The 21,308-nt window shown below is 53.3% G+C and carries 20 protein-coding genes, 1 tRNA gene and 1 pseudogene; 17 read left to right on the forward strand and 5 right to left on the reverse strand.

Annotated elements, in window-relative coordinates:
- The first annotated feature begins 45 nt into the window (after positions 1-45).
- The 12 genes from RHJ80_RS11255 to uvrC all read left to right on the forward strand — a co-directional run bounded on the left by RHJ80_RS11255 (position 46) and on the right by uvrC (position 13,413).
- Positions 46-1,332, forward strand: coding sequence for an efflux RND transporter periplasmic adaptor subunit (locus RHJ80_RS11255; RefSeq protein WP_206200243.1), 1,287 nt, complete (start codon positions 46-48; stop codon positions 1,330-1,332).
- Positions 1,333-1,341: 9 nt separating this feature from the next.
- Positions 1,342-1,761 carry a VOC family protein gene (locus RHJ80_RS11260; RefSeq protein WP_315863380.1) on the forward strand — a complete coding sequence of 140 codons (420 nt, stop codon included), beginning with the start codon at positions 1,342-1,344 and terminating at the stop codon, positions 1,759-1,761.
- 55 nt (positions 1,762-1,816) lie between these two features.
- A complete protein-coding gene (locus tag RHJ80_RS11265) occupies positions 1,817-3,310 on the forward strand; it encodes a leucyl aminopeptidase (protein WP_206200244.1) in 1,494 nt (497 codons plus the stop codon).
- Positions 3,292-4,134 (forward strand): methyltransferase domain-containing protein, encoded by an 843-nt coding sequence (locus RHJ80_RS11270; protein WP_310801016.1) that lies wholly within the window; start codon positions 3,292-3,294, stop codon positions 4,132-4,134. Before RHJ80_RS11265 ends, RHJ80_RS11270 begins: the two co-directional genes overlap by 19 nt.
- A 24-nt stretch (positions 4,135-4,158) precedes the next feature.
- On the forward strand, positions 4,159-4,893 hold the full coding sequence (locus RHJ80_RS11275; RefSeq protein WP_310801017.1) for a 16S rRNA (uracil(1498)-N(3))-methyltransferase: 735 nt from the start codon (positions 4,159-4,161) through the stop codon (positions 4,891-4,893).
- Between the two features lie 56 nt (positions 4,894-4,949).
- Positions 4,950-5,354 carry a 30S ribosomal protein S12 gene (rpsL, locus tag RHJ80_RS11280; RefSeq protein WP_149819523.1) on the forward strand — a complete coding sequence of 135 codons (405 nt, stop codon included), beginning with the start codon at positions 4,950-4,952 and terminating at the stop codon, positions 5,352-5,354.
- A gap of 71 nt (positions 5,355-5,425) precedes the next feature.
- Positions 5,426-5,896, forward strand: coding sequence for a 30S ribosomal protein S7 (gene rpsG / locus RHJ80_RS11285; RefSeq protein WP_149819525.1), 471 nt, complete (start codon positions 5,426-5,428; stop codon positions 5,894-5,896).
- 74 nt (positions 5,897-5,970) lie between these two features.
- A complete protein-coding gene (gene fusA / locus RHJ80_RS11290) occupies positions 5,971-8,046 on the forward strand; it encodes an elongation factor G (protein WP_206200247.1) in 2,076 nt (691 codons plus the stop codon).
- Between the two features lie 17 nt (positions 8,047-8,063).
- Positions 8,064-9,293, forward strand: coding sequence for an elongation factor Tu (tuf, locus tag RHJ80_RS11295; RefSeq protein ID WP_149819529.1), 1,230 nt, complete (start codon positions 8,064-8,066; stop codon positions 9,291-9,293).
- A 99-nt stretch (positions 9,294-9,392) separates the two neighbouring features.
- Positions 9,393-9,707 (forward strand): 30S ribosomal protein S10, encoded by a 315-nt coding sequence (rpsJ, locus tag RHJ80_RS11300; RefSeq protein ID WP_149819531.1) that lies wholly within the window; start codon positions 9,393-9,395, stop codon positions 9,705-9,707.
- A gap of 30 nt (positions 9,708-9,737) precedes the next feature.
- Positions 9,738-11,513: a PDZ domain-containing protein gene (locus RHJ80_RS11305; RefSeq protein WP_310801018.1), complete on the forward strand. Its 1,776-nt coding sequence runs from the start codon at positions 9,738-9,740 to the stop codon at positions 11,511-11,513.
- Between the two features lie 13 nt (positions 11,514-11,526).
- Complete coding sequence (gene uvrC / locus RHJ80_RS11310) at positions 11,527-13,413, forward strand: excinuclease ABC subunit UvrC (RefSeq protein ID WP_310801019.1); 1,887 nt, start codon at positions 11,527-11,529, stop codon at positions 13,411-13,413.
- Positions 13,414-13,465: 52 nt separating this feature from the next.
- Here uvrC and RHJ80_RS11315 read toward each other — a convergent pair.
- The 4 genes and pseudogenes from RHJ80_RS11315 to RHJ80_RS11330 all read right to left on the reverse strand — a co-directional run bounded on the left by RHJ80_RS11315 (position 13,466) and on the right by RHJ80_RS11330 (position 15,681).
- A tRNA-Gly gene (locus RHJ80_RS11315) sits at positions 13,466-13,537 on the reverse strand.
- Between the two features lie 53 nt (positions 13,538-13,590).
- Positions 13,591-13,923 (reverse strand): P-II family nitrogen regulator, encoded by a 333-nt coding sequence (locus RHJ80_RS11320; protein ID WP_310801020.1) that lies wholly within the window; start codon positions 13,921-13,923, stop codon positions 13,591-13,593.
- 40 nt (positions 13,924-13,963) lie between these two features.
- A pseudogene (locus RHJ80_RS11325) lies at positions 13,964-15,009 on the reverse strand (sodium-dependent bicarbonate transport family permease).
- Between the two features lie 339 nt (positions 15,010-15,348).
- Complete coding sequence (locus tag RHJ80_RS11330; RefSeq protein ID WP_315863381.1) at positions 15,349-15,681, reverse strand: YnfA family protein; 333 nt, start codon at positions 15,679-15,681, stop codon at positions 15,349-15,351.
- A gap of 54 nt (positions 15,682-15,735) precedes the next feature.
- Here RHJ80_RS11330 and RHJ80_RS11335 point away from each other — a divergent pair, with 54 nt between their 5' ends.
- The 5 genes from RHJ80_RS11335 to RHJ80_RS11355 all read left to right on the forward strand — a co-directional run bounded on the left by RHJ80_RS11335 (position 15,736) and on the right by RHJ80_RS11355 (position 20,636).
- A complete protein-coding gene (locus RHJ80_RS11335) occupies positions 15,736-16,725 on the forward strand; it encodes a succinate dehydrogenase/fumarate reductase iron-sulfur subunit (protein WP_310801021.1) in 990 nt (329 codons plus the stop codon).
- A gap of 57 nt (positions 16,726-16,782) precedes the next feature.
- Complete coding sequence (locus tag RHJ80_RS11340; protein WP_206200252.1) at positions 16,783-16,941, forward strand: chlorophyll a/b-binding protein; 159 nt, start codon at positions 16,783-16,785, stop codon at positions 16,939-16,941.
- Positions 16,942-16,944: 3 nt separating this feature from the next.
- A complete protein-coding gene (locus RHJ80_RS11345; RefSeq protein ID WP_206200253.1) occupies positions 16,945-18,018 on the forward strand; it encodes an ABC transporter ATP-binding protein in 1,074 nt (357 codons plus the stop codon).
- Between the two features lie 94 nt (positions 18,019-18,112).
- Positions 18,113-19,084: a solanesyl diphosphate synthase gene (gene sds, locus RHJ80_RS11350; RefSeq protein WP_011057594.1), complete on the forward strand. Its 972-nt coding sequence runs from the start codon at positions 18,113-18,115 to the stop codon at positions 19,082-19,084.
- 190 nt (positions 19,085-19,274) lie between these two features.
- On the forward strand, positions 19,275-20,636 hold the full coding sequence (locus tag RHJ80_RS11355; protein ID WP_302678341.1) for an LCP family protein: 1,362 nt from the start codon (positions 19,275-19,277) through the stop codon (positions 20,634-20,636).
- Here the strand turns inward: RHJ80_RS11355 and RHJ80_RS11360 are convergent.
- Positions 20,633-21,289 carry an ATP-dependent Clp protease proteolytic subunit gene (locus RHJ80_RS11360; RefSeq protein ID WP_310438546.1) on the reverse strand — a complete coding sequence of 219 codons (657 nt, stop codon included), beginning with the start codon at positions 21,287-21,289 and terminating at the stop codon, positions 20,633-20,635. The two genes, RHJ80_RS11355 and RHJ80_RS11360, sit on opposite strands and share 4 nt — an antisense overlap.
- Positions 21,290-21,308 lie beyond the last annotated feature (19 nt).

Below are 21,308 nucleotides of genomic sequence, written 5' to 3' on the forward strand. Positions count from 1 at the left end.
CACTGTAACATAACGTTAGAATAGGCCAAGAACTGTAAGGCATTCATGGCAGCGTTTATCCCCTTTGTTGGTAAACCTTCTTCCCCTTGGCGATCGCTCGTGATTGGGGTGATTGCTGCTGGTTTGATTGGCAGTGGTGGCCTACTGCTGTGGCGATCGCGCCAAACGCCCCTTGATCTCGATCGCTACACCGTACCCGTTCAAGACAGTCGCGATTTAGTCGCTCGCATTGCTGCCACGGGCAAAGTGGTGCCTGTGCAAACCGTCAATATCAGTCCAAAACGGGCAGGTCTTCTCGCCGAACTCTACGTCGAGCAGGGCGATCGGGTCAAGGCGGGTCAAATCATTGCCCGTATGGATAACCGCGATGAACAGGCGCAACTGGCTCAAGCCCAAGCCAACCTCGCCGATGCCATTGCCCGTCGCGATCGCGTGGTTGCCGGTAACCGTGCCGAGGAAATTGCCCAAGCCGAAGCCCAAGTGCGAGCAGCCGCCACCCGTGCTCAATTGGCAGAAGAACGCCTGAAACGCAATGAATTGCTCGCGGCTGAGGGTGCGATTCCCCGCGATACCCTTGATGAACTAAAGGCAAACCGGGATAGCGCGATCGCCAACCTGAATGAAGCTCAAAAGCGCCTGCAACTATTACAGCGGGGTTCCCGCACTGAAGAGATCCGTCAAGCGGAAGCGGCCGTGGCTGCTGCCCAAGCCCAAGTCCAAGCCGCCCGTGCTGCCCTCGAAGATACAGTGATTCGCGCTCCTTTTACGGGGATTATTACCCAGAAGTACGCCAATCCGGGAGCCTTTGTGACACCCACCACCACCGCCTCTGCCACGACCTCTGCCACTTCCACCTCAATTGTGGCCATTGCCCAAGGCCTAGAAATTCTTGCCGAAGTCCCAGAAGTGGACATTGGCCAAGTGCTTGTGGGGCAACCCGTTGAAATCCGTGCCGATGCCTATCCGGGGGAAACCTTTGAAGGACGAGTACGCTTAGTGGCACCCGAAGCCGTGGTGGAGCAAAATGTCACTTTCTTTCAAGTGCGGGTCTCCCTTGTTACTGGGTTGCAGAAGCTGCGTTCTGGGATGAATGTGGACTTAGATTTTCTGGGACAAAAAATTAACAACGCTCTGCTGGTGCCGACGGTGGCCATTGCCGTTGAGCGCGGTCAAACGGGTGTTTATGTTGTGGGTGAAGACAATCAGCCAAAATTCCGCCCCGTCACCATTGGCAGTAGCTGGCAAGATCAAACGCAAATTATCAGCGGCCTGAGGGCGGGTGAGCGGGTCTTTATTGATTTTCCGGAACGGCTGCGGCCAAAACAGGAGTAGTCTATGGGCTTGCACCACGTTTCCATCCGCACCGCCAATATTCAGCGGGCGATCGCCTTCTATGAATGCCTAGGCTTCACAATGGATGTCCGCTTTACCACGGGCTATACCCTTGCCTGTTGGCTCAAGGGCTGGCACACCCGCCTTGAACTTCTGCAAGTCCCTGAACCCCACCCTGCTGCTGACCCTTTTCACGATGAGCACTATGTTGGCTACTACCATCTTTCCTTTGATCTCAGTGACTATCCTGACCCCCTTGAAACATGGCTCAATCAGGTGGCGCAAACGTTGCAGGCACAGAATTTACCCTTTGAGCTACTGCTGAAGCCCACTCAGCAAGTGATTGGGTCGCACCTCTATCACGTCGCCTTTATGCGTGACTGCGATGGCTTGCCCCTTGAATTTTTGCAGTGTCTGGGTTCCTGCTGAGGCCTAAACGCCGATAAAATAAGGGGGTTGAGAGATTTTTGGGTCGTAGATAGGCATGCAACTGCAAACAATTACTACAGTCATTCCCGACTGGTCGGGGGACTTACTGGCGATCGCCGTCTTTCAAACGGAAGGCACCCTCACCCTCACCGACCCCTACACGACCCTTGATCAACGCCTCAACGGTCTATTGCAGGAACTGATCAACGAAGGGGAATTTCAAGGCAAGTCCGGTACCTCCCTTCTGATGCGCCTATTGCCCAACTTCCCCATTAAAAAGCTTCTCCTTGTGGGCTTGGGGAATCGCGATGACTTTAACCTAGAGACCCTGCGCCGCACTGCTGCGACCATTGCCCGTACGGCTCGCCGTGAACGTGCAAAAACATTAGGCATGGCACTGCCCCATGAGACTTTAGAGGCGGCGGATGCTGCCCAAGCCATTGCCGAAGGAGTTCTCCTTGCCCTCCACAGTGATGTGCGTTTTAAGTCGGATCCCGAAGCTCGTAAACTCCTGCCCTATCCAGAATCCGTCAGCCTGTTGGGTTTAGGGGAGCAAGCAGCGGCCTTGACCCGTGCCCAGCAGATTTGTGATGGGGTGATTTTGGCGCGCGAACTCGTGAATGCCCCGGCCAACGAAGTGACGCCTGTCACCCTTGCGGAAACGGCTCAGCAATTGGCGGCTACCTACGGCCTCACGGCAAAAATTTTGGAGCGCGATGAGTGTGCCGCCTTGGGTATGGGTGCCTTTTTGGGAGTGGCCCAGGCATCTGATCTACCGCCGAAATTTATTCACCTCACCTACACTCCCGCCGGAAATGTCCAGAAGAAAATTGCCCTCATTGGCAAGGGGTTAACCTTTGATTCCGGTGGCCTCAACCTCAAGACCCAAGGAGGCATTGAAACCATGAAAATGGACATGGGGGGAGCCGCAGCCGTTTTGGGAACCGCCAAGGTCATCGGTCAACTCAAACCCGCTGGCATTGAAGTTCACTTTATTATTGCTGCCACTGAAAACATGATCAGTGGCCGTGCCCTGCATCCGGGGGATATTCTCACCGCCTCCAACGGTAAGACCATCGAGGTCAACAACACCGATGCTGAAGGCCGCCTCACCCTTGCCGATGCCCTGGTCTATGCCGAAAAACTAGGCGTAGATGCCATTGTTGATTTGGCAACGCTGACCGGTGCCTGTATTGTTGCCTTAGGGGATAATATTGCCGGTCTTTGGAGCAACAATTCAGAATTGGCGCAAGCTCTGCAAAAGGCCAGCGATCGCTCCGGTGAAAAGTTCTGGCAAATGCCCCTTGAAAATAAATACTTTGAGGGTATGAAGTCCCAAGTGGCCGATATGAAAAACACTGGTCCGCGATCGGCCGGATCAATTACCGCCGCCCTATTCCTTCAGCAATTTGTCGATCACACCCCTTGGGCACACCTTGACATTGCTGGCCCTGTCTGGACAGAAAAAGAGGATGGCTACAATAATCCCTGTGGGACGGGCTACCCTGTGCGCACATTGGTGGAGTGGCTATGCAGTCTCAGTCCCTAAAACTAGTTAATGTTGGTTGTGGTCAAACTTTCCATCCAGAGTGGCTTAACTTTGATGTGGCACCAGCGGTGGCGGGCGTAAAACGCTGGGATATTCGCCGAGGTTTACCTTTTAAGGAAGAAGAAGTCGATGCTGTTTACTCTTCCCACGTTCTCGAGCACCTGAGTTGCCAAGAAGCAGAAAACTTTCTACGCGATGCCTATAGAGTATTGAAGCCGAATGGTGTTCTGCGGATAGTAGTTCCCGACTTAGAGCAAACCACTCGTGCCTACTTAGCTGAACTCGATGCGTTACGAGATGGCAGGCAAACAGAACCTGCCAACTATGAATGGCTTAAATTAGAGCTTTTAGATCGACTCGTTCGCCATCACAGGGGTGGCGCAATGGCGGCCTATCTCCTAAATCCAAATATTCCCAATCCTGACTTTGTCCGATCTCGCATTGGCCAAGAAGCTGAAGATTTCTTCAAGGTAGTTCAACAACCGCAAACAGCTAAGAGCTTTCTCAAAAAAATACTGAGACCACTGCGTCATCCCCGTGAGTTACTCGCGAAAATTTTAGTTTGGCCAATTCTTGGAAAACGAGGAGTGGATGCCCTTAGTGTGGGGCTGTTTCGCTTAAGTGGTGAAGCGCATCTGTGGATGTACGATGGCTACTCTCTCAAACTCTTGGTTGAAGCTTGTGGTTTTCACGACTGTCGTGTAGTCTCTGCTTTTGAGAGTTGCATTCCAGACTTTTCCCGTTACAACTTAGATGTGGTTGATGGCCAAGTGCGCAAACCCGACTCTCTGTTTATGGAAGCTACTAAGCCTGTCAGTGCTTAAAGAGTTTGACGAGACTCTCATTACATGCGATCGCCCCAGCGGTTAGTCGTCTCACCCTCACAAATCCAAGACCGACAGGTGTGGCTCACTCCTGAGCAAGTCCACTATCTCCGCCATGTCCTGCGCTTAAAAGATAACGATGTCATCTCGATTTTGGATGGCCAAGGACAGCGATGGCGGGGCACGCTTGGTGTGAATGGGCAGACTGTCGAATTATTGGAAGCTGAAAAGCAAGAGACGGAGCTCAGTGTAGAAATTATTCTCTGTCTAGCTCTACTGAAGGTGGCAAACTTTGAGCAAGTGCTGCAACAGGCAACGGAATTGGGGGTCAAGCGTATTATTCCGATTCAAACAGCGCGATCGCTCCTGCAACCCAGTGCCAATAAATACCAGCGTTGGCAGCGCATTCTCCAAGAAGCCGCCGAGCAAAGTGAGCGTCTTTATGTGCCTACCCTCAGTGATCCCCTCTCCGTTGCCGAAATGGTCAGCCTCACCTCCAAGGGCTACATTGCCAGTTTGAATGCCTCACAGCTCCTGTGGGACTGCTTGCCCCAAATGAATCTATCTCAGCCAATTTATCTGGCGATCGGACCCGAGGGGGGATGGACAGCCTCAGAAGTGGAGCAAGTTTTGGCCGCTGGTTGGCAAGCATTTTCCTTGGGGCGGCGTACCCTGAGAGCCGTCACCGCCGCGATCGCCAGCCTGACCTTAGTGAGCCATTACACTGAGAGGCACTGCGCAACGGCACAACAGCATTGACAACGCCACGGCTACCTCGATACACTAGAAGTTCGGTGAAATTAACGTAAGCAGCAATGCCCACCATCCAGCAACTGATCCGCCAAGAGCGGGAACTGTTGAAAAAGAAAACAAAATCTCCTGCCCTCAAAAGCTGCCCCCAACGGCGTGGGGTGTGCACACGGGTCTATACCACAACCCCCAAAAAGCCCAATTCTGCCCTGCGCAAAGTGGCACGGGTACGTCTCACCTCTGGCTTTGAGGTCACCGCCTATATTCCGGGAATTGGCCACAACTTGCAGGAGCACTCTGTGGTCATGATTCGCGGCGGTCGGGTTAAAGATTTGCCCGGTGTGCGCTACCACATTATCCGTGGCACGTTGGATACCGCTGGCGTCAAAGACCGTAAACAAGGTCGCTCCAAGTATGGTGCCAAGCGTCCCAAACCCGGTGAGGCTGCTGCTACCGGCAAGAAGAAGTAATTTCCGTTCTCCTATCTCCTTGAGTCCACCCTTGAAATCTTAAACTTCACTAGAGCAAACAGCAAACACCTATGTCTCGTCGCACTCGCGCTCAAAAACGGCCTACTGCCCCTGATCCCGTCTATAACAACGTGCTGGTGAATATGTTAATCCAGCGGATTATGCTCAATGGCAAAAAATCCCTTGCCAGCCGCATTGTCTATGACGCGATGAAAACCGTACAGGAGCGCACCGGCGAGGATGCTCTGCAAATTTTTGAACGTGCAGTAAAAAATGCAACGCCCCTAGTGGAAGTGAAAGCCCGCCGTGTGGGGGGTGCCACCTACCAAGTGCCGATGGAAGTTCGTCCCGATCGCGGCGTCGCCTTGGCTTTGCGCTGGTTAGTGCAATTTTCCCGCAAACGAGCCGGTCGTTCGATGTCCGCCAAGCTGGCCAATGAATTGATGGATGCCGCCAACGAAACCGGCAGCACCATTCGTAAACGGGAAGAAACCCACAAAATGGCAGAAGCCAACAAGGCCTTTGCCCACTATCGCTACTAAACCGTCACACGGTTCAAGAGTTGGATACAATTATTTAAGAATTCTAACGTAATGCAACAAACAAGGAGGTAGCTGTGGCACGGACGACCCCGCTAGAGCGAGTGCGAAACATCGGGATTGCCGCTCACATTGATGCGGGTAAAACAACCACAACTGAACGTATTCTTTTCTATTCCGGTGTGGTGCACAAAATTGGCGAAGTGCACGAGGGTACCACGGTTACCGACTGGATGGAACAGGAGCGGGAGCGGGGCATCACCATTACAGCCGCCGCCATCAGCACCTCTTGGAAAGACCACCAGATCAATATTATTGACACTCCCGGCCACGTGGACTTCACGATTGAGGTGGAGCGCTCCATGCGGGTTCTCGATGGGGTGATTGCGGTATTCTGCTCCGTCGGTGGTGTGCAACCCCAGTCAGAAACCGTGTGGCGGCAAGCCGATCGCTACAGCGTCCCGCGCATCGTCTTTGTCAACAAGATGGATCGCACTGGGGCAAACTTCTACAAAGTCTATGACCAGATTCGCGATCGCCTGCGGGCAAATGCTGTGCCGATTCAGTTGCCCATTGGTGCTGAAGATCAGTTCAAAGGCATCGTTGATCTGGTGCGGATGCGCGCCAAAATCTACAAAGACGACCTTGGCAAGGAAATCGAAGACACTGAAATTCCTGCCGAGATGACTGAACTGGCGGAAGCGTATCGCACCAAGCTCATCGAGGCAGTTGCCGAAACCGATGATGCCCTCATGGAAAAATACTTTGAGGGGGAAGAACTCACAGAAGAGGAAATCCGCGCCGCCCTACGCAAAGGGACGATCGCTGGCACCATTGTGCCGATGCTCTGTGGCTCCGCCTTCAAAAATAAAGGCGTGCAATTGCTCCTTGATGCCGTGGTGGACTATCTGCCAGCGCCCATTGACATTCCAGCGATTAAAGGTCATCTGCCCGATGGCACAGAGGTAGAGCGGGCTGCCGACGATGATCAACCCCTAGCGGCATTAGCCTTCAAAATCATGTCGGATCCCTATGGCCGCCTCACCTTCGTGCGCGTTTATTCTGGTGTTCTCAAAAAAGGCAGCTATGTCCTCAATGCCACTAAGGGCAAGAAAGAGCGCATTTCTCGTTTGATTGTGCTCAAAGCCGATGAGCGGATTGAAGTAGATGAACTGCGAGCCGGCGATTTAGGAGCTGCCTTGGGTCTGAAGGAAACCTTCACGGGGGATACCCTCTGCGATGAAAGCTCGCCCGTGATTCTTGAATCGCTGTACATTCCAGAGCCAGTGATTTCCGTGGCTGTGGAACCCAAAACCAAGCAGGACATGGAAAAACTCTCCAAAGCCCTGCAAGCCCTCTCTGAGGAAGACCCCACCTTCCGCGTCAGCGTTGATCCTGAAACCAACCAAACCGTGATTGCGGGCATGGGGGAACTGCACCTCGAGATCCTTGTGGATCGGATGCAGCGGGAGTTCAAAGTGGAAGCCAATATTGGCCAACCCCAAGTGGCCTACCGCGAAACGATTCGCAAACCTGTCCGTGCCGAAGGCAAGTTTATCCGTCAAAGTGGCGGTAAAGGCCAGTATGGTCACGTTGTGATTGAAGTAGAGCCTGCCGAACCCGGTACTGGGTTTGAATTTGTCTCCAAAATTGTTGGTGGTGTCGTCCCCAAAGAGTACATTCCACCTGCTGAGCAGGGGATGAAGGAAGCCTGTGAATCGGGGATTTTGGCAGGGTACCCAGTGATTGACCTCAAGGTCACATTAGTGGATGGCTCCTACCACGAGGTTGACTCCTCAGAGATGGCCTTCAAAATTGCTGGCTCCATGGCCATTAAAGAGGCAGTAATGAAAGCCAATCCGGTGCTGCTGGAGCCAATGATGAAGGTCGAGGTCGAGGTTCCAGAAGAATTCCTTGGGACAGTGATGGGAGACCTCATTTCCCGTCGCGGTCAAATTGAGGGACAAACCGTGGAAAATGGCATTGCCAAAGTGACGGCAAAAGTCCCTCTCGAACGGATGTTTGGTTATGCCACTGACATTCGCTCGAATACCCAAGGTCGGGGAATTTTCTCGATGGAATTTAGCCATTACGAGGAAGTCCCCCGTAATGTGGCTGAGGCGATCATTGCCAAAAATAAAGGGAACGCATAGTCTATACGAGGAACAACATGGCACGCGCTAAATTTGAACGAACCAAACCCCACGTTAACATCGGTACGATTGGTCACGTTGACCACGGTAAAACCACACTGACCGCAGCCATCACCATGACATTGGCTGCCCAAGGGAAAGCCCAGGCTCGCAAATACGATGAAATTGATGCTGCCCCTGAGGAAAAAGCCCGTGGGATTACCATCAACACGGCTCACGTGGAGTATGAGACTGAAAAACGTCACTATGCCCACGTGGATTGCCCCGGCCACGCTGACTATGTGAAAAACATGATCACGGGTGCCGCCCAAATGGACGGTGCTATTCTCGTGGTGGCCGCTACTGATGGTGCGATGCCCCAAACCAAAGAGCACATTCTCTTGGCTCGTCAGGTGGGGGTGCCCAGCATTGTTGTCTTCCTGAACAAAGTGGACATGGTGGACGACGAAGAACTGCTGGAGCTGGTGGAACTGGAACTGCGGGAACTCCTCAGCGAATATGAATTCCCCGGTGACGAAGTGCCCATCATCCGTGGTTCGGGTCTAAAAGCCCTTGAAGCCATGACCGCCAACCCGAAAACCCAACGCGGTGAAAATGAGTGGGTCGATAAAATCTACGAGCTAATGGATGCCGTGGATAACTACATTCCTACCCCTGAGCGGGATGTGGATAAGCCCTTCTTGATGGCTGTAGAAGACGTGTTCTCCATCACCGGTCGGGGTACCGTGGCCACGGGTCGGATTGAGCGGGGTCGCATTAAGCTCAACGAAACCGTTGAACTCGTGGGTCTGCGGGAAACTCGCACAACGACGGTCACCGGTATTGAAATGTTCAAGAAGAGCCTCGAAGAGGGGATTGCCGGTGACAACGCTGGTTTGCTCCTGCGCGGTCTGAAAAAAGAGGATGTGGAACGGGGAATGGTGATTGCCAAACCCGGCTCCATTACGCCCCACACCCAATTTGAGGGTGAAGTGTACGTGCTCACTGAAAAAGAGGGTGGCCGTAAAACCCCCTTCTTTGCCGGTTACCGTCCGCAGTTCTATGTGCGTACCACCGATGTGACCGGTACGATTACCTCCTTCACCGCTGATGATGGTAGCGCCGCTGAAATGGTGATGCCTGGTGACCGCATCAAAATGACCGTGGAACTGATCCAGCCCATTGCCATTGAGCAGGGGATGCGCTTTGCCATCCGTGAAGGTGGCCGGACGATTGGTGCGGGTGTTGTCTCCAAAATCCTGAAGTAGTTGATCTTATGGCCGCTAGCCTTTCTGTGGTGTTGGCGGCCTTTTTTGTCTGAATTTTGTCGGATTGTCTCTGAACCTTGACAAGTAAGGAAGATTCCTATGGCTGCTCTACAACAGAAAATTCGTATTCGCCTTAAGGCCTTTGATCATCGCTTGCTCGATACTTCCTGCGATCGCATTGTCGATACTGCAAAAAGAACCGGCGCTTCCCCCGTTGGCCCAATTCCCCTACCCACTCGCCGTCGAATTTACTGCGTTCTGCGATCGCCCCACGTGGACAAGGACTCACGGGAGCATTTTGAAACCCGTACCCACCGTCGCATACTCGACATTTACCAACCTTCACCGAAAACGATTGATGCCCTGATGAAGTTGGACTTGCCGGCGGGCGTAGATATTGAAGTGAAATTGTAAGCGTCGCCAAAGTTCACTACACTGAGGGGTATGACGCATACGATCATTCATCCTTCCCCCTCTGAGTCTTCTCTTCAGCCCCCTGCCATGGCCTACAGAATCAACTGCCAGCAGGGGCACACTCATCTTTTATGGGTAACGCTGCGGCTAACGGCACCGCAAACCGATGTTCTTGATCTGCACTTACCGGTGTGGACGCCCGGTTCTTACCTCGTGCGCGAATATGCGCGGCATCTTCAGGACTTTACGGTAACGGCCGCTGACGGCACTCCTCTTGAGTGGTGGAAGTGTTCTAAAAATCAGTGGCAGGTGGCTTGCACCCCCGGTCAAGAACTGGAAGTGCGCTATGCCATCTATGCCCATGAACTCTCGGTACGCACAAACCACTTTGATAGCAGCCATGCCTACTTCAATCCGGCAGCGGTCTGCCTCTATGTACCAGAATATCGCGATCAGCCCCTAACAGTAACGATTGTGGCACCGCCGGGCTGGCGGGTGACGACTCCGCTTGAACCCTTTGGCGAGGATGGCTTCACCTTTTGGGCAGCAAATTACGATCTGCTGGTGGATAGCCCCTTTGAGGTGGGTACCCACCCTGTTTATGCCTTTGAGGTGGACGGTAAACCCCATGAATTGGCGGTGTGGGGCAAGGGCAATTTTGAGCCGCAGCGGGCGATCGCCGATATGCAGCGGATCATTGCCACCGAGGCAAGTCTCTTTGGCGGCCTGCCCTACGATCGCTATGTCTTTATTTTGCACCTTACCCACAAGGGCTACGGCGGTCTGGAGCATCTCAATAGCTGCTCGTTGATCTTCCATCGCTTTGGCTTTCAGCAAGCGGAGCAGTATCGCCGCTTCCTCTGTTTAGTGGCCCATGAGTTTTTCCACCTCTGGAATGTCAAGCGCATCCGCCCCCAAGCCTTCGAGGTCTTTGACTACGACAGTGAGAATTACACCACCAGCCTTTGGTTTGCAGAGGGAGTGACCAGTTATTTCGATCAACTGATTCCCCTATGGGCAGGATGCTTTGATGCAGAGGCCTATCTTAAACTACTGAGCGAAAGCCTCAATCGCTACCTACATACCCCCGGTCGTTGGGTGCAATCCCTGAGTGCTGCTAGTTTTGATGCTTGGATTAAGCTCTATCGCCCTGACGAAAATAGCATCAATTCGCAGATGTCCTACTACCTCAAAGGGGAGTTGGTGGCACTGTTGCTGGATTTGCGGATTCGCCTTAATTTTAATCACCAGCGATCGCTCCTCGATGCCCTGCGGCGGTTGTGGCAGCAGTATTGCGAGACAGGTCAGGGCTATACCCCCGATGAGCTGTGGGAAACGATTGAAACCGTTGCCGATGAAAACTTGGCGGCATGGCGCGAGCAGTTCATTGAGGGAACCGTAGAACTCCCCCTTCAGGAGTGGTTGGGCAAAGTCGGGCTGGAACTAGTTCCCCAAGACGCGCTGCCCTATACGGGACTTCAGTTCAAGCAGGAACACGGCGCTCTGCAAATCAAGGCAGTGCTGCGGGACTCCCCGGCTGAACAGGCAGGCTTGGTGGCTGGGGATGAAATCATTGCCCTCAATGGGTGGCGCGTCAAGGCGGAGGACTGGTCAGAGCGATTGCGGGAATACTCAGTGGGAGAGACGATTCACTTGACATGGTTCCATGATCAGCAATTGCACTCAGGAACATTGATGTTGGGAGACCCTCAGCCCCGCTATCAGGTGCAGTGCCGTGCCGATGCCACGCCGAGTCAGCGGGCACATTTGGAGGCTTGGTTAGGAGCCACAGCGGCAAAGCTCTAGGGGAGGTGGCAGCATGCTTCAGCCCTTGATTCAGGATCGCGATCGCTTGGAACAGATCTTGCGGCAACTGCCCTTGACTCCCGGCGTTTATTTTTTCAAGGACAAGACGGATCAAATTCTCTACATTGGCAAGTCCAAACGCCTGCGATCGCGGGTGCGCTCCTATTTTCGTGAGCCAGCCCAACTGGGGCCGCGCCTTGAATTAATGGTCTATCAGGTGGCGGACATTGAATTCATCGTCACCGATACGGAAGCCGAGGCCCTTGCCCTCGAAGCCAATTTAATCAAGCAGCATCAGCCCCACTTCAACGTTCTCCTCAAGGATGACAAGAAATATCCCTACGTCTGTATTACGTGGTCAGAACCCTACCCCCGCATTTTCATTACCCGCAAACGCCAATTGGGTAATGTCGGCGATACTCGCAGTGATTCCCCCAAGGATCGCTACTATGGCCCCTATGTCGATAGCTTTCGCCTGCGCCAAACCCTTGCCCTTGTGAAGCGGCTTTTTCCGCTGCGGCAACGTCCCCGCCCCCTCTTTAAGGATCGCCCTTGCCTCAACTACGATATTGGTCGCTGTCCGGGGGTCTGCCAAGCCCTGATTTCACCGCAGGAGTATCGGCAAACGCTGCACAAGGTGGCCATGATCTTTCAGGGACGCACAGGGGAACTCGTGGCACAGCTCCAAGCACAAATGGCGCAAGCGGCGGCGGATCTGAATTTTGAACTGGCGGCACGACTACGGGATCAAATTCGTGGCCTTGAGCATTTAGGAGTGGATCAAAAGGTGTCCTTGCCGGACGATACGGTGTCACGGGATGCCATTGCCCTTGCCCTCGGCGATCGCCATGCTGCCATTCAACTCTTTCAAATTCGTGCGGGTCGCTTGGTGGGACGCTTGGCCTTCGTTGCCGATGCCCAAAGTGGCACTGTGGGCACGATTTTGCAACGGGTGCTTGAAGAACACTATGCCCAAGTGGATGATGTAGAAATTCCCAGTGAAATTTTGCTGCAATATCCCCTACCTGAGGCGGATCTGCTGCGCACATACCTGAGCGAAAAGAAAGGCCGCGCCGTCACCCTCACTGTCCCCCAGCGGCAGGCAAAAGCAGAACTCATTGCCATGGTGCAACGCAATGCAGAATTAGAATTGGCACGCATTCAACAGGCCAGCGATCGCACCCAAATGGCTCTTGAAGATTTAGCCCAACTCCTTGGCCTTGACACCCTGCCCCACCGCATTGAGGGCTACGACATTTCCCACATTCAAGGGTCTGACGCCGTGGCCTCACGGGTTGTCTTTATTGATGGCTTGCCCGCCAAGCAGCACTATCGCCACTACAACATCCGCAACCCTGAAGTAAAACTTGGCCACTCCGACGACTTTGCCAGTCTTGCCGAGATTCTCCGCCGCCGCTTTGCCCCCTACCTTGAGGGCAAGGGTGACCCTCCAGAGGCTGATGACTGGCCAGATATTGTCCTCATTGATGGCGGCAAGGGGCAACTGTCCGCCGTGGTTCAGGTGTTGGAGCCACTCCTAGACGATCTCACCCTTCTCAGCTTGGCCAAACAGCGGGAGGAGATTTTCCTACCCCACCACCGCCAGCCTCTGCCGACCGATCCAGAGCAACCGGGGGTGCAATTGCTACGCCGCGTCCGCGATGAGGCTCACCGCTTTGCCCTGAACTTCCACCGTCAAAAACGCGCCCAACGCCAACGGCGATCGCAGCTTGATCAAATTCCCGGCTTGGGCTATCAACGCCAAAAGGAACTCCTCGCCACCTTTCGTTCCATTGACTACATCCGCATAGCCACGCCCGAACAGTTGGCGCAGGTACATGGGGTCGGCCCCCGTCTAGCGGAAAAAATTTACCGCTATTTTCATGCTGATACCGATTAGCAAAGAGCTAAGTGCTTTTCAAAAGAAGAGGGCGATCGCTTGCTATTTCAAAAGCGGGTAACGCGATTCGAACGCGCGACATCAACCTTGGCAAGGTTGCGCTCTACCACTGAGCTATACCCGCAACAGATTCTTAGCTTAAAAAATTAGGGGGCGTCTTGTCAAGCCCCAGAAATTTCAGCAACCCTCAGGACCACAAAAGCTGTGGGCGTACAACACTTCGGCATCGTAGATGTAAGCAATGCCTGCATAGTCGTTGAAAAACTCGACTGCCACCCGATCCACAATTTTTTCGGCCATTTCCCGTGTCTGGGTGAGTACCTCAAACTTGATATTGGCTTGGGTATCGGAAACGCTGGGTTGACCAGAGGAGCGCACATTGCGACTCCCTTTGCCGCCGGTTTCCATCACGGTGTAGCCAGTCGCCCCGGCCTCATCAATGATTTGGGCAATTTTTTTCAAGAGAATCTTCTCGGTCACAATCACGAGCTGCTTTGCTGGCTTGGCCATTCTGAGTTCCTCCTTGAGTGAAATTGGCGCGTTTGGGTCACTAGCTGCCGCCCATGATTGCTTGGACAAGGCCAAGGTAAAGCGGAATTCCTAGGCCGATGGCAATGGGAGTCCCGATCGCGGTGGAAGCACCAATATAGGCGGAAGGGTTAGCGGAGGGAATCCCTGCCCGTAATGTTGGCGGCCCAGAAATATCGGAACTAGAGCAGGCAATCACGGCTAGAATCACCACACCCCCAAGGCTAAAGCCAGTGACATAGTGGGCAATCATTCCCAAACCAAAGGCAATCAGGCCATGAACGAGGGGCGCCACCACGGCATAGACCACATACCATGAGCAACTTTACGCAACTCACCCAAGCGTGACCAAGCCTCCATCCCCATAACGAGCATCAACACCGAGAGTAAACCGCGAAACAGAGGGTTGTAAAAACTCTCATAGACACTGTCGGGACGGGTAAAGATGCCCAAAGCAACACCCAGCAGCAGTGCCGAAAGGGCTGCTCCTTGCAGACTTTCTTTGACAATCGGCCAGATTCTGACTCGTTTGCTTTGTTGACTGCGGTACTCACTGGCACTGCTGGGGTACTCACTCGTGCTCCCAGCATAACCTGTGGCGCTCCTTGCACCCGCATAGGCACCAACGGCACTGAGGGAAGCCGGCGCCTTTTTCTCCTGTTTTTTCTTGAGGTAAATGCTGGCAACGACAATGGCTGTCACCAGAGCCGGAATATCCATGAACGGATACAGTGCGGCTGCCCAAGGTTCATAGCTAATTTTCTGCGCCTCCAGAGCCGTTAGCGCTGCTGCCATGGTCGAACCACTCACAGCCCCAAATAAACCTGCGGTAGCGATCGCGTCCACGGTTTTGACCTTCGGAAGCTTTGCTAAGGTATAACGGCCAATAAATACAATGAGAATCCCCATCGCCACAGCAAAGAGTGCTGGCAAGAGCATCTCCTGTAGGTTGGAACTGCGAATCGCAATCCCACCGCTGAGGCCGACTTTCATTAGCAACATAAAAATAATGAACTTATAGATGGCATCGGGAATCTGAAGTTGACTGCCCAGCGCTGCAATGACCATGCCCCCCAGCAAGAAGCCAAGGGTAGGCGACTGTAATTGCTTGACAAAATCTTGCAAAAACTGACCGAGAAAATCCACAGTACTATTCCTCCTTAATTATTAGGGGCTATCCATGGGGCTGTAGATGTTGAAGTTGATAGAAGACTATTTGGGCGATCGCCACCCCTGCATCCGTCGGTCAACGGCGCAAATATAGTCTTTTATCTATTCAAGCTTTTTGATTTGCTTGCCTTACTCTATAGTAAATTCTTCAGTAACACACACATTTAATAAACATTACTTTCAAATAGATTAAATAAGCCCAGCTTATAGAGTGACCTTGGGGCGATCGCGACGCTGTCAATGGCTTCTTGGCGCGTACATGATAATCAGCGTTCCTAGGAGGGCAACCCCAGCACCGAGCAAATCAAACTTATCGGGGCGCACCTTATCAATTCCCCAACCCCAAAACAGAGCCACCAGCAGGAAAATGCCACTATAGGCAGCCTGAACACGACCGAAATGCGCAGGTTGCAGCGTCGGTACCATGCCATACATAAAAAGGACGATCGCCCCCGCTAAGGCATACCCAATGCTTTTATGCTCCCGTAGCCACAGCCAGACAAGATAGGCTCCCCCCAGCTCTAGGAGGCCTGTGATCAGAAAGTAAAGTAGGGATTTTGCAACTTTCATCATCGCCGCAGTGCTTGCTATACACTGGAAACTACACTGGGCTGACGCCAGCATATGACAATTCAGTTGACGATTCGTCGCCAAGCACCCAACAAGAGCGCCTATTGGCAAACCTTTGAACTAGAGATTGATCCTTCCCTCACCATTCTTGATGCCCTCATTCAAATCAAGGGATACCACGACGGTAGCCTCAGCTTTCGCAAGAATTGTCGAAACACCATCTGCGGCAGTTGCGCGATGACCATTAATGGTCGTTCTGCCCTTGCCTGTCAACAAAGTATTCGCGCCGAGTTGGCCAATAGTCCTGTGCCCAACCAAATTGCGATCGCTCCCTTGGGGAATTTGCCTGTCCTCAAAGACCTTGTCGTGGACATGAGCGATTTTTGGCAAAAACTTTCAGCCGTTAATCCTTATGTGAGTACAGCGGCACGGCAAGTGCCTGAGCGGGAGTTTCTGCAATCCCCCAGCGATCGCGCCAAACTCAATGCCTCTGGCAACTGTATTCTCTGTGGTGCCTGCTACGGTGCCTGTAATGCGGTGGAAGTGAATCCCGACTTTGTTGGCCCCCATGCCCTTGCCAAAGCAGCTCGCCTTGTGGCTGATACCCGCGATAGCGAAACTGACCAACGCCTAGACCAATACAACACTACCACCAGTGGCGTGTGGGGCTGTACCCGTTGTTTTAATTGCAACACCGTGTGTCCCGTGGGCGTACAACCCCTCGATCGCATTAGTGAGATCAAGCAGGCCATTTTAGCCCGCTCAACAGGGGCAAGCCGCAATGAAGAGCGACCCCTCCGCCATCGGCAAGTGCTCTTGGAACTGGTGAAAGAAGGCGGCTGGGTGGATGAGCGACAATTTGGCCTCCAAGTAGTGGGCAATCGTTTTCGAGATCTCAAGGGTGTGGCAAGCCTTGCTCCCTTGGGCTGGCGGTTATTGCGACGGGGTAAGTTTCCGCTGCGATTTGCAAAGTCTGCTGGTCAAGCCCAAATTAAGGCAGTGATCACCGCCCTACAGCAGAAACAGCCGTCTTCTAAAATGTGAGTACAAAGTGAAGGCTCTATGCCAAGCTAAAGAAGTTGTTTTGCATACCTAAACACCATGAGTGAACCAACACCTGATGATTTGACCCCGCAATTTGGTTGGTCGCGCTATGCGGAGCTGATCAATGGCCGCTTTGCCATGGTTGGCTTTATTGCCCTGCTGGTGCTGGAGTGGGTCACTGGCCAAGATTTCTTTACGTGGGTGGGCTGGCGATAGGTTGTGGCGGCAACACTGCGCTTAGAGGGAGTCACGCGGCGATTTGCTCCAGGAGTGGGAATTGGTCCACTCTCTCTAACTGTGCCCGCAGGGGCGCTTTGGGTGATTGTCGGGCCTTCGGGTTGTGGTAAATCTACCCTGTTGCGGCTTATTGCTGGCTTGGAGCAGCCCACCAGTGGGGAGATCTCCATTGGCGATACCTGTGTCAATGGCCTGAGTGGGCGCGATCGCGATGTGGCAATGGTCTTTCAGAACTATGCCCTCTATCCCCACATGACCGTGGCCGAAAACCTTGGCTTTGGTCTGAAAATGCGCGGTGTTGATCCGGCCACACGGCAGCAACGGATTCTTCAAGTGGCTAAGCTACTGGGGATTGAGTCCCTGCTGCAGCGCAAACCCCGTCAACTCTCCGGTGGTCAGCAACAGCGGGTGGCCTTGGGAAGAGCCTTGGCGCGATCGCCCCAAGTGTTTCTCCTCGATGAACCCCTCTCCAACCTTGATGCCCAATTGCGGGAACAAACCCGTGCTGAACTGAAACAATTGCATCAACAACTGGGCATTACCACCCTCTATGTCACCCATGATCAAGTGGAGGCCATGACCCTTGGCGATCGCATTGTGGTGCTGGATCGCGGTCAAATCCAGCAAATTGGCACCCCTGCTGATCTCTACGACAAACCCGCCAATACCATGGTGGCGCGATTTTTGGGCACTCCGCCGATGAATTTACTGCCCGCTCGCTGGGATGGCAGCCGCCTGTGGCTAGCGCAGCAGCCCTTGCCCTGTCCAGACACCCCCCATTGGCCGCTAAAAAGTGAACAACCCCTCACCGTGGGCATTCGCCCAGAGCATTTGTCTATCAGTGAGAAGGGCTTGGGGGCGATCGCCACCCTCGTTGAACCCCTAGGCCGCGAAGCCATTGTCCGCTGTCGCCTCATGGATAGTTCCCAAGAACTGCTGTGGTTAGCCCCTAATCACCAAATCCCTCAAATGGGTGACCCTCTCCAGTTGCAGGCTCGTCATCTTTATCTGTTTGACCCTACGAGCGGGGTGGCTCTCAATTTTGAGCCTAGCTGAAAATTCATCGGAACCCTTACCCAAGATTGGAGGGTTCGCTTAGAATACAACTAGGATTCTGTAAAATTTCGTAACTTCTGCGGCCAGCCCGTCCATGACTTCGGTAACCTCTCTTTTTTCACCTGTCGAAGCGGATCTCTGTGTACTAACGGAGAACCTGAAGGCACTAATTGGAGCACAACACGCCGTACTCTCTGCTGCCGCCGAACATCTTTTTGCTGCCAGTGGAAAGCGCATTCGACCCGCCATTGTCTTTTTGGTGTCGCGAGCCACGCTGCCCGATCAGGGGATTACCCCGCGGCACTGCCGCTTAGCAGAAATTACGGAAATGATTCATACCGCCAGTCTCTTTCATGATGATGTGGTGGATCAAGCGCAACTACGGCGCGGTGTGCCCACGGTTAACAGTGTTTTTGGCAATCGGGTGGCTATTCAAGCAGGAGACTTTCTCTTTGCCCAAGCCTCTTGGTACTTAGCGGATTTGGATAACCTGCAAGTGGTGAAGCTCCTCTCCCAAGTGATCAAAGACTTTGCTGAAGGGGAAATTCGCCAAGGCTTTAACCGCTTTGACACCAGCATTACCCTAGACGACTATCTACTGAAAACCTACTACAAGACGGCTTCCCTCATTGCCAACAGTGCCAAGGCGGCAGCGGTTCTCAGTGAAGCGCCGCCAGAAACCATCGAGGCCATGTACACCTACGGCAAAAATTTGGGTCTAGCCTTTCAAATCGTCGATGACATCCTTGACTTCACCCGCTCCACCGCAGAACTAGGGAAACCCGCTGGCTCAGATCTGCGGGATGGCAACCTAACTGCACCGGTTCTCTTTGCCCTACCCAAAGCGCCCTACTTGCATACCCTCATTGAGCGAGAGTTTAGTGAAGAAGGGGATTTGGAAACCGCCCTCAACCTAGTGCGCCAAAGTGGTGCCATTGAAGACGCCCGCAATTTAGCCAAGGAATATGCCCAAGCGGCTCTACCGGCGCTTGAAGTGCTGCCTCCGTCGGAACCGCGTCAGGCCCTCAGCCAGTTAACAGATTATGTCCTTGAGCGGCTCTACTAAGCTGCCAGCGGCAAAATTTCCAATGCCCAGCGCATAAATCTCAGGAATGGGCCGAAAAATAGAAACAAGCCTTGCTTGGGGCAGTTCAATAGGTATAAGTGCGGGATCAGTAATCAATCCCCTACACTAAAGACAGGGATTGCGTCCACCCGACTAGCCCACGATTGGTTTTTATTTCGGGAGTGAGTTTGTGGCAAGAGGCGTTCAACAGCGTAAATCGGTGAGTTCTACTGTGGGTGGTCGGGGAAGGCAAAAAGTATCTCAAAAAAGCAGGGGTCAGCGATCGCGCCCTTCGCCATGGCGTACCCTAGGCTGGATTGCTGCCTTTAGTGGTGTGTCCTTGGTTTCTGCCTTTGCGGGCATGACATTTGTTTTGATGTCACCCTTTCAGGGCACGAACCATCGTGGCCAACGGGATCCCTCTTGGCTGGAAATGATGACACGGGGGTTCCAGTATGGCATGAGTCGGCCAGTGAACCTCTTGGTACTGGGGGTGGATAATGTCTTGGATGCCCCTGAAGGTTCTCCGAAACGGTTCCGTGGTCGCACGGATACGATGCTGCTGGCGCGGTTTAACCCTGAAAATGGCACGATTACGGTCTTGAGTATTCCCCGTGATACCCGTGTGGAAATTCCCGGACATGGCATCGACAAAATTAATGCGGCCAATGTTTATGGAGAGGTCGATCTAACGGTGCGGGTGGTCAGCGAAATCCTCAACTATACCCCCATTGATCGCTACATTCGCATTGATACAGATGCATTTCGAGAATTGGTGGATCTGGTGGGCGGTGTCGAGGTCAACGTGCCCAAGCGGATGGTTTATACCGATCACACCCAAAAACTTTACATTGATCTTCAACCGGGGCTGCAAACCCTGAACGGGGAGCAAGCAGAGGGCTTTGTTCGCTTTCGTTACGATGAACTGGGGGATATTGGTCGTGCCCAGCGGCAGCAAATGCTGATCAAGGCGCTGCAAAAGAAACTGGCCAATCCCGTCATGCTGACCCAGGTGCCGAAAATCTACAGCGTCCTGCAAAAATATGTGGATACGGATTTAACCTTTGCCGAACTGATGGCGATCGCCCAATTTAGTTTGCGCATTGAGCCAGACAACCTGCGTTTGATTCTGCTGCCGGGACGCTTTAGTGGTGATGGCTATGAGGTCAGCTACTGGCTTCCTGACTATGACCGCATTGATCGGGTGGTTGCTGAGCACTTTAGCGATCGCCCCTCAAAGCTGGTTGACCATACGTGGCGTGAAACAGGGACGCTACGCATTGCGCTGCAAAATGCCTCCGGTAGCAGTGACGCTGCCCAAGACATGGCGGATTTCCTCGCCCACCACGGCTATACCAATGTGATCATCAGTGAAGAGTGGTATCAGCAAACCCCCGAAACAGAGATTGTGGCACAGCAAGGGGATATTGGGGCTGCGCAAATGATTCGTTCTGTCCTTGGCATGGGGCGAGTATCCGCCAACTCCACGGGGGTGCTGTCTTCGGATATTACGATTCGCATTGGCCGCGACTGGGCAGCCGTCTTGCACTAGGTGAGAGTGGCGGGCAGTTTCTTGGTCACCGCTTCGGGTTCGAGGATGCGGTCAATAATGCCGTATTCCTTGGCCATTTGCGGCGTCATATAAAGCAGCCGATCCATATCGCGGGTAATGCGTTCGGGGGGTTGACCGGTATTTTGCGCCAAAATCTCCACCATCATTGCCTTATTGGCCAGAACCTCCTTGGCACGAATTTGAATATCGGTGGCCTGTCCTTGGGCATAGCTCTTGGTTTGGTGCAGAACAATCGTGGCGTGGGGTAAACTGGCTCGATACCCCTTTGTCCCCGCTGAGAGCAACATGGCGGCCATCCCCATCGCTTGACCAATGCAGATCGTATGCACAGGGGGCTTAATGTAGCGCATGGTGTCGCAGATGGCAAAGGCTTCTGTTTCAAAGCCAATGGGTTCGCCATCGTAGCGGGAGGTTCCCGTCGAGTTAATGTAAATGCGGATGGGTTTTTCGGGATCGTCGTATTGCAGATAGAGCAGTTCGGCAATGATCAGTTCCGTAACCGCTGGCACCAAAGGCATGCCGAGATAGACGATCCGCTCCTTCAACAGCAGTGAAGGGAGATCGGGGGGTGGGGTGCGATAGTAGGCATCACCATAGTAGGCCGCTTGGGCAGCAGTAAGGGGCAACCGCATAGGACGCTCAGCAAATGAC

It is taken from the genome of Thermosynechococcus sp. QS41 (assembly GCF_031583515.1).
Taxonomy (GTDB): Bacteria; Cyanobacteriota; Cyanobacteriia; order Thermosynechococcales; family Thermosynechococcaceae; genus Thermosynechococcus.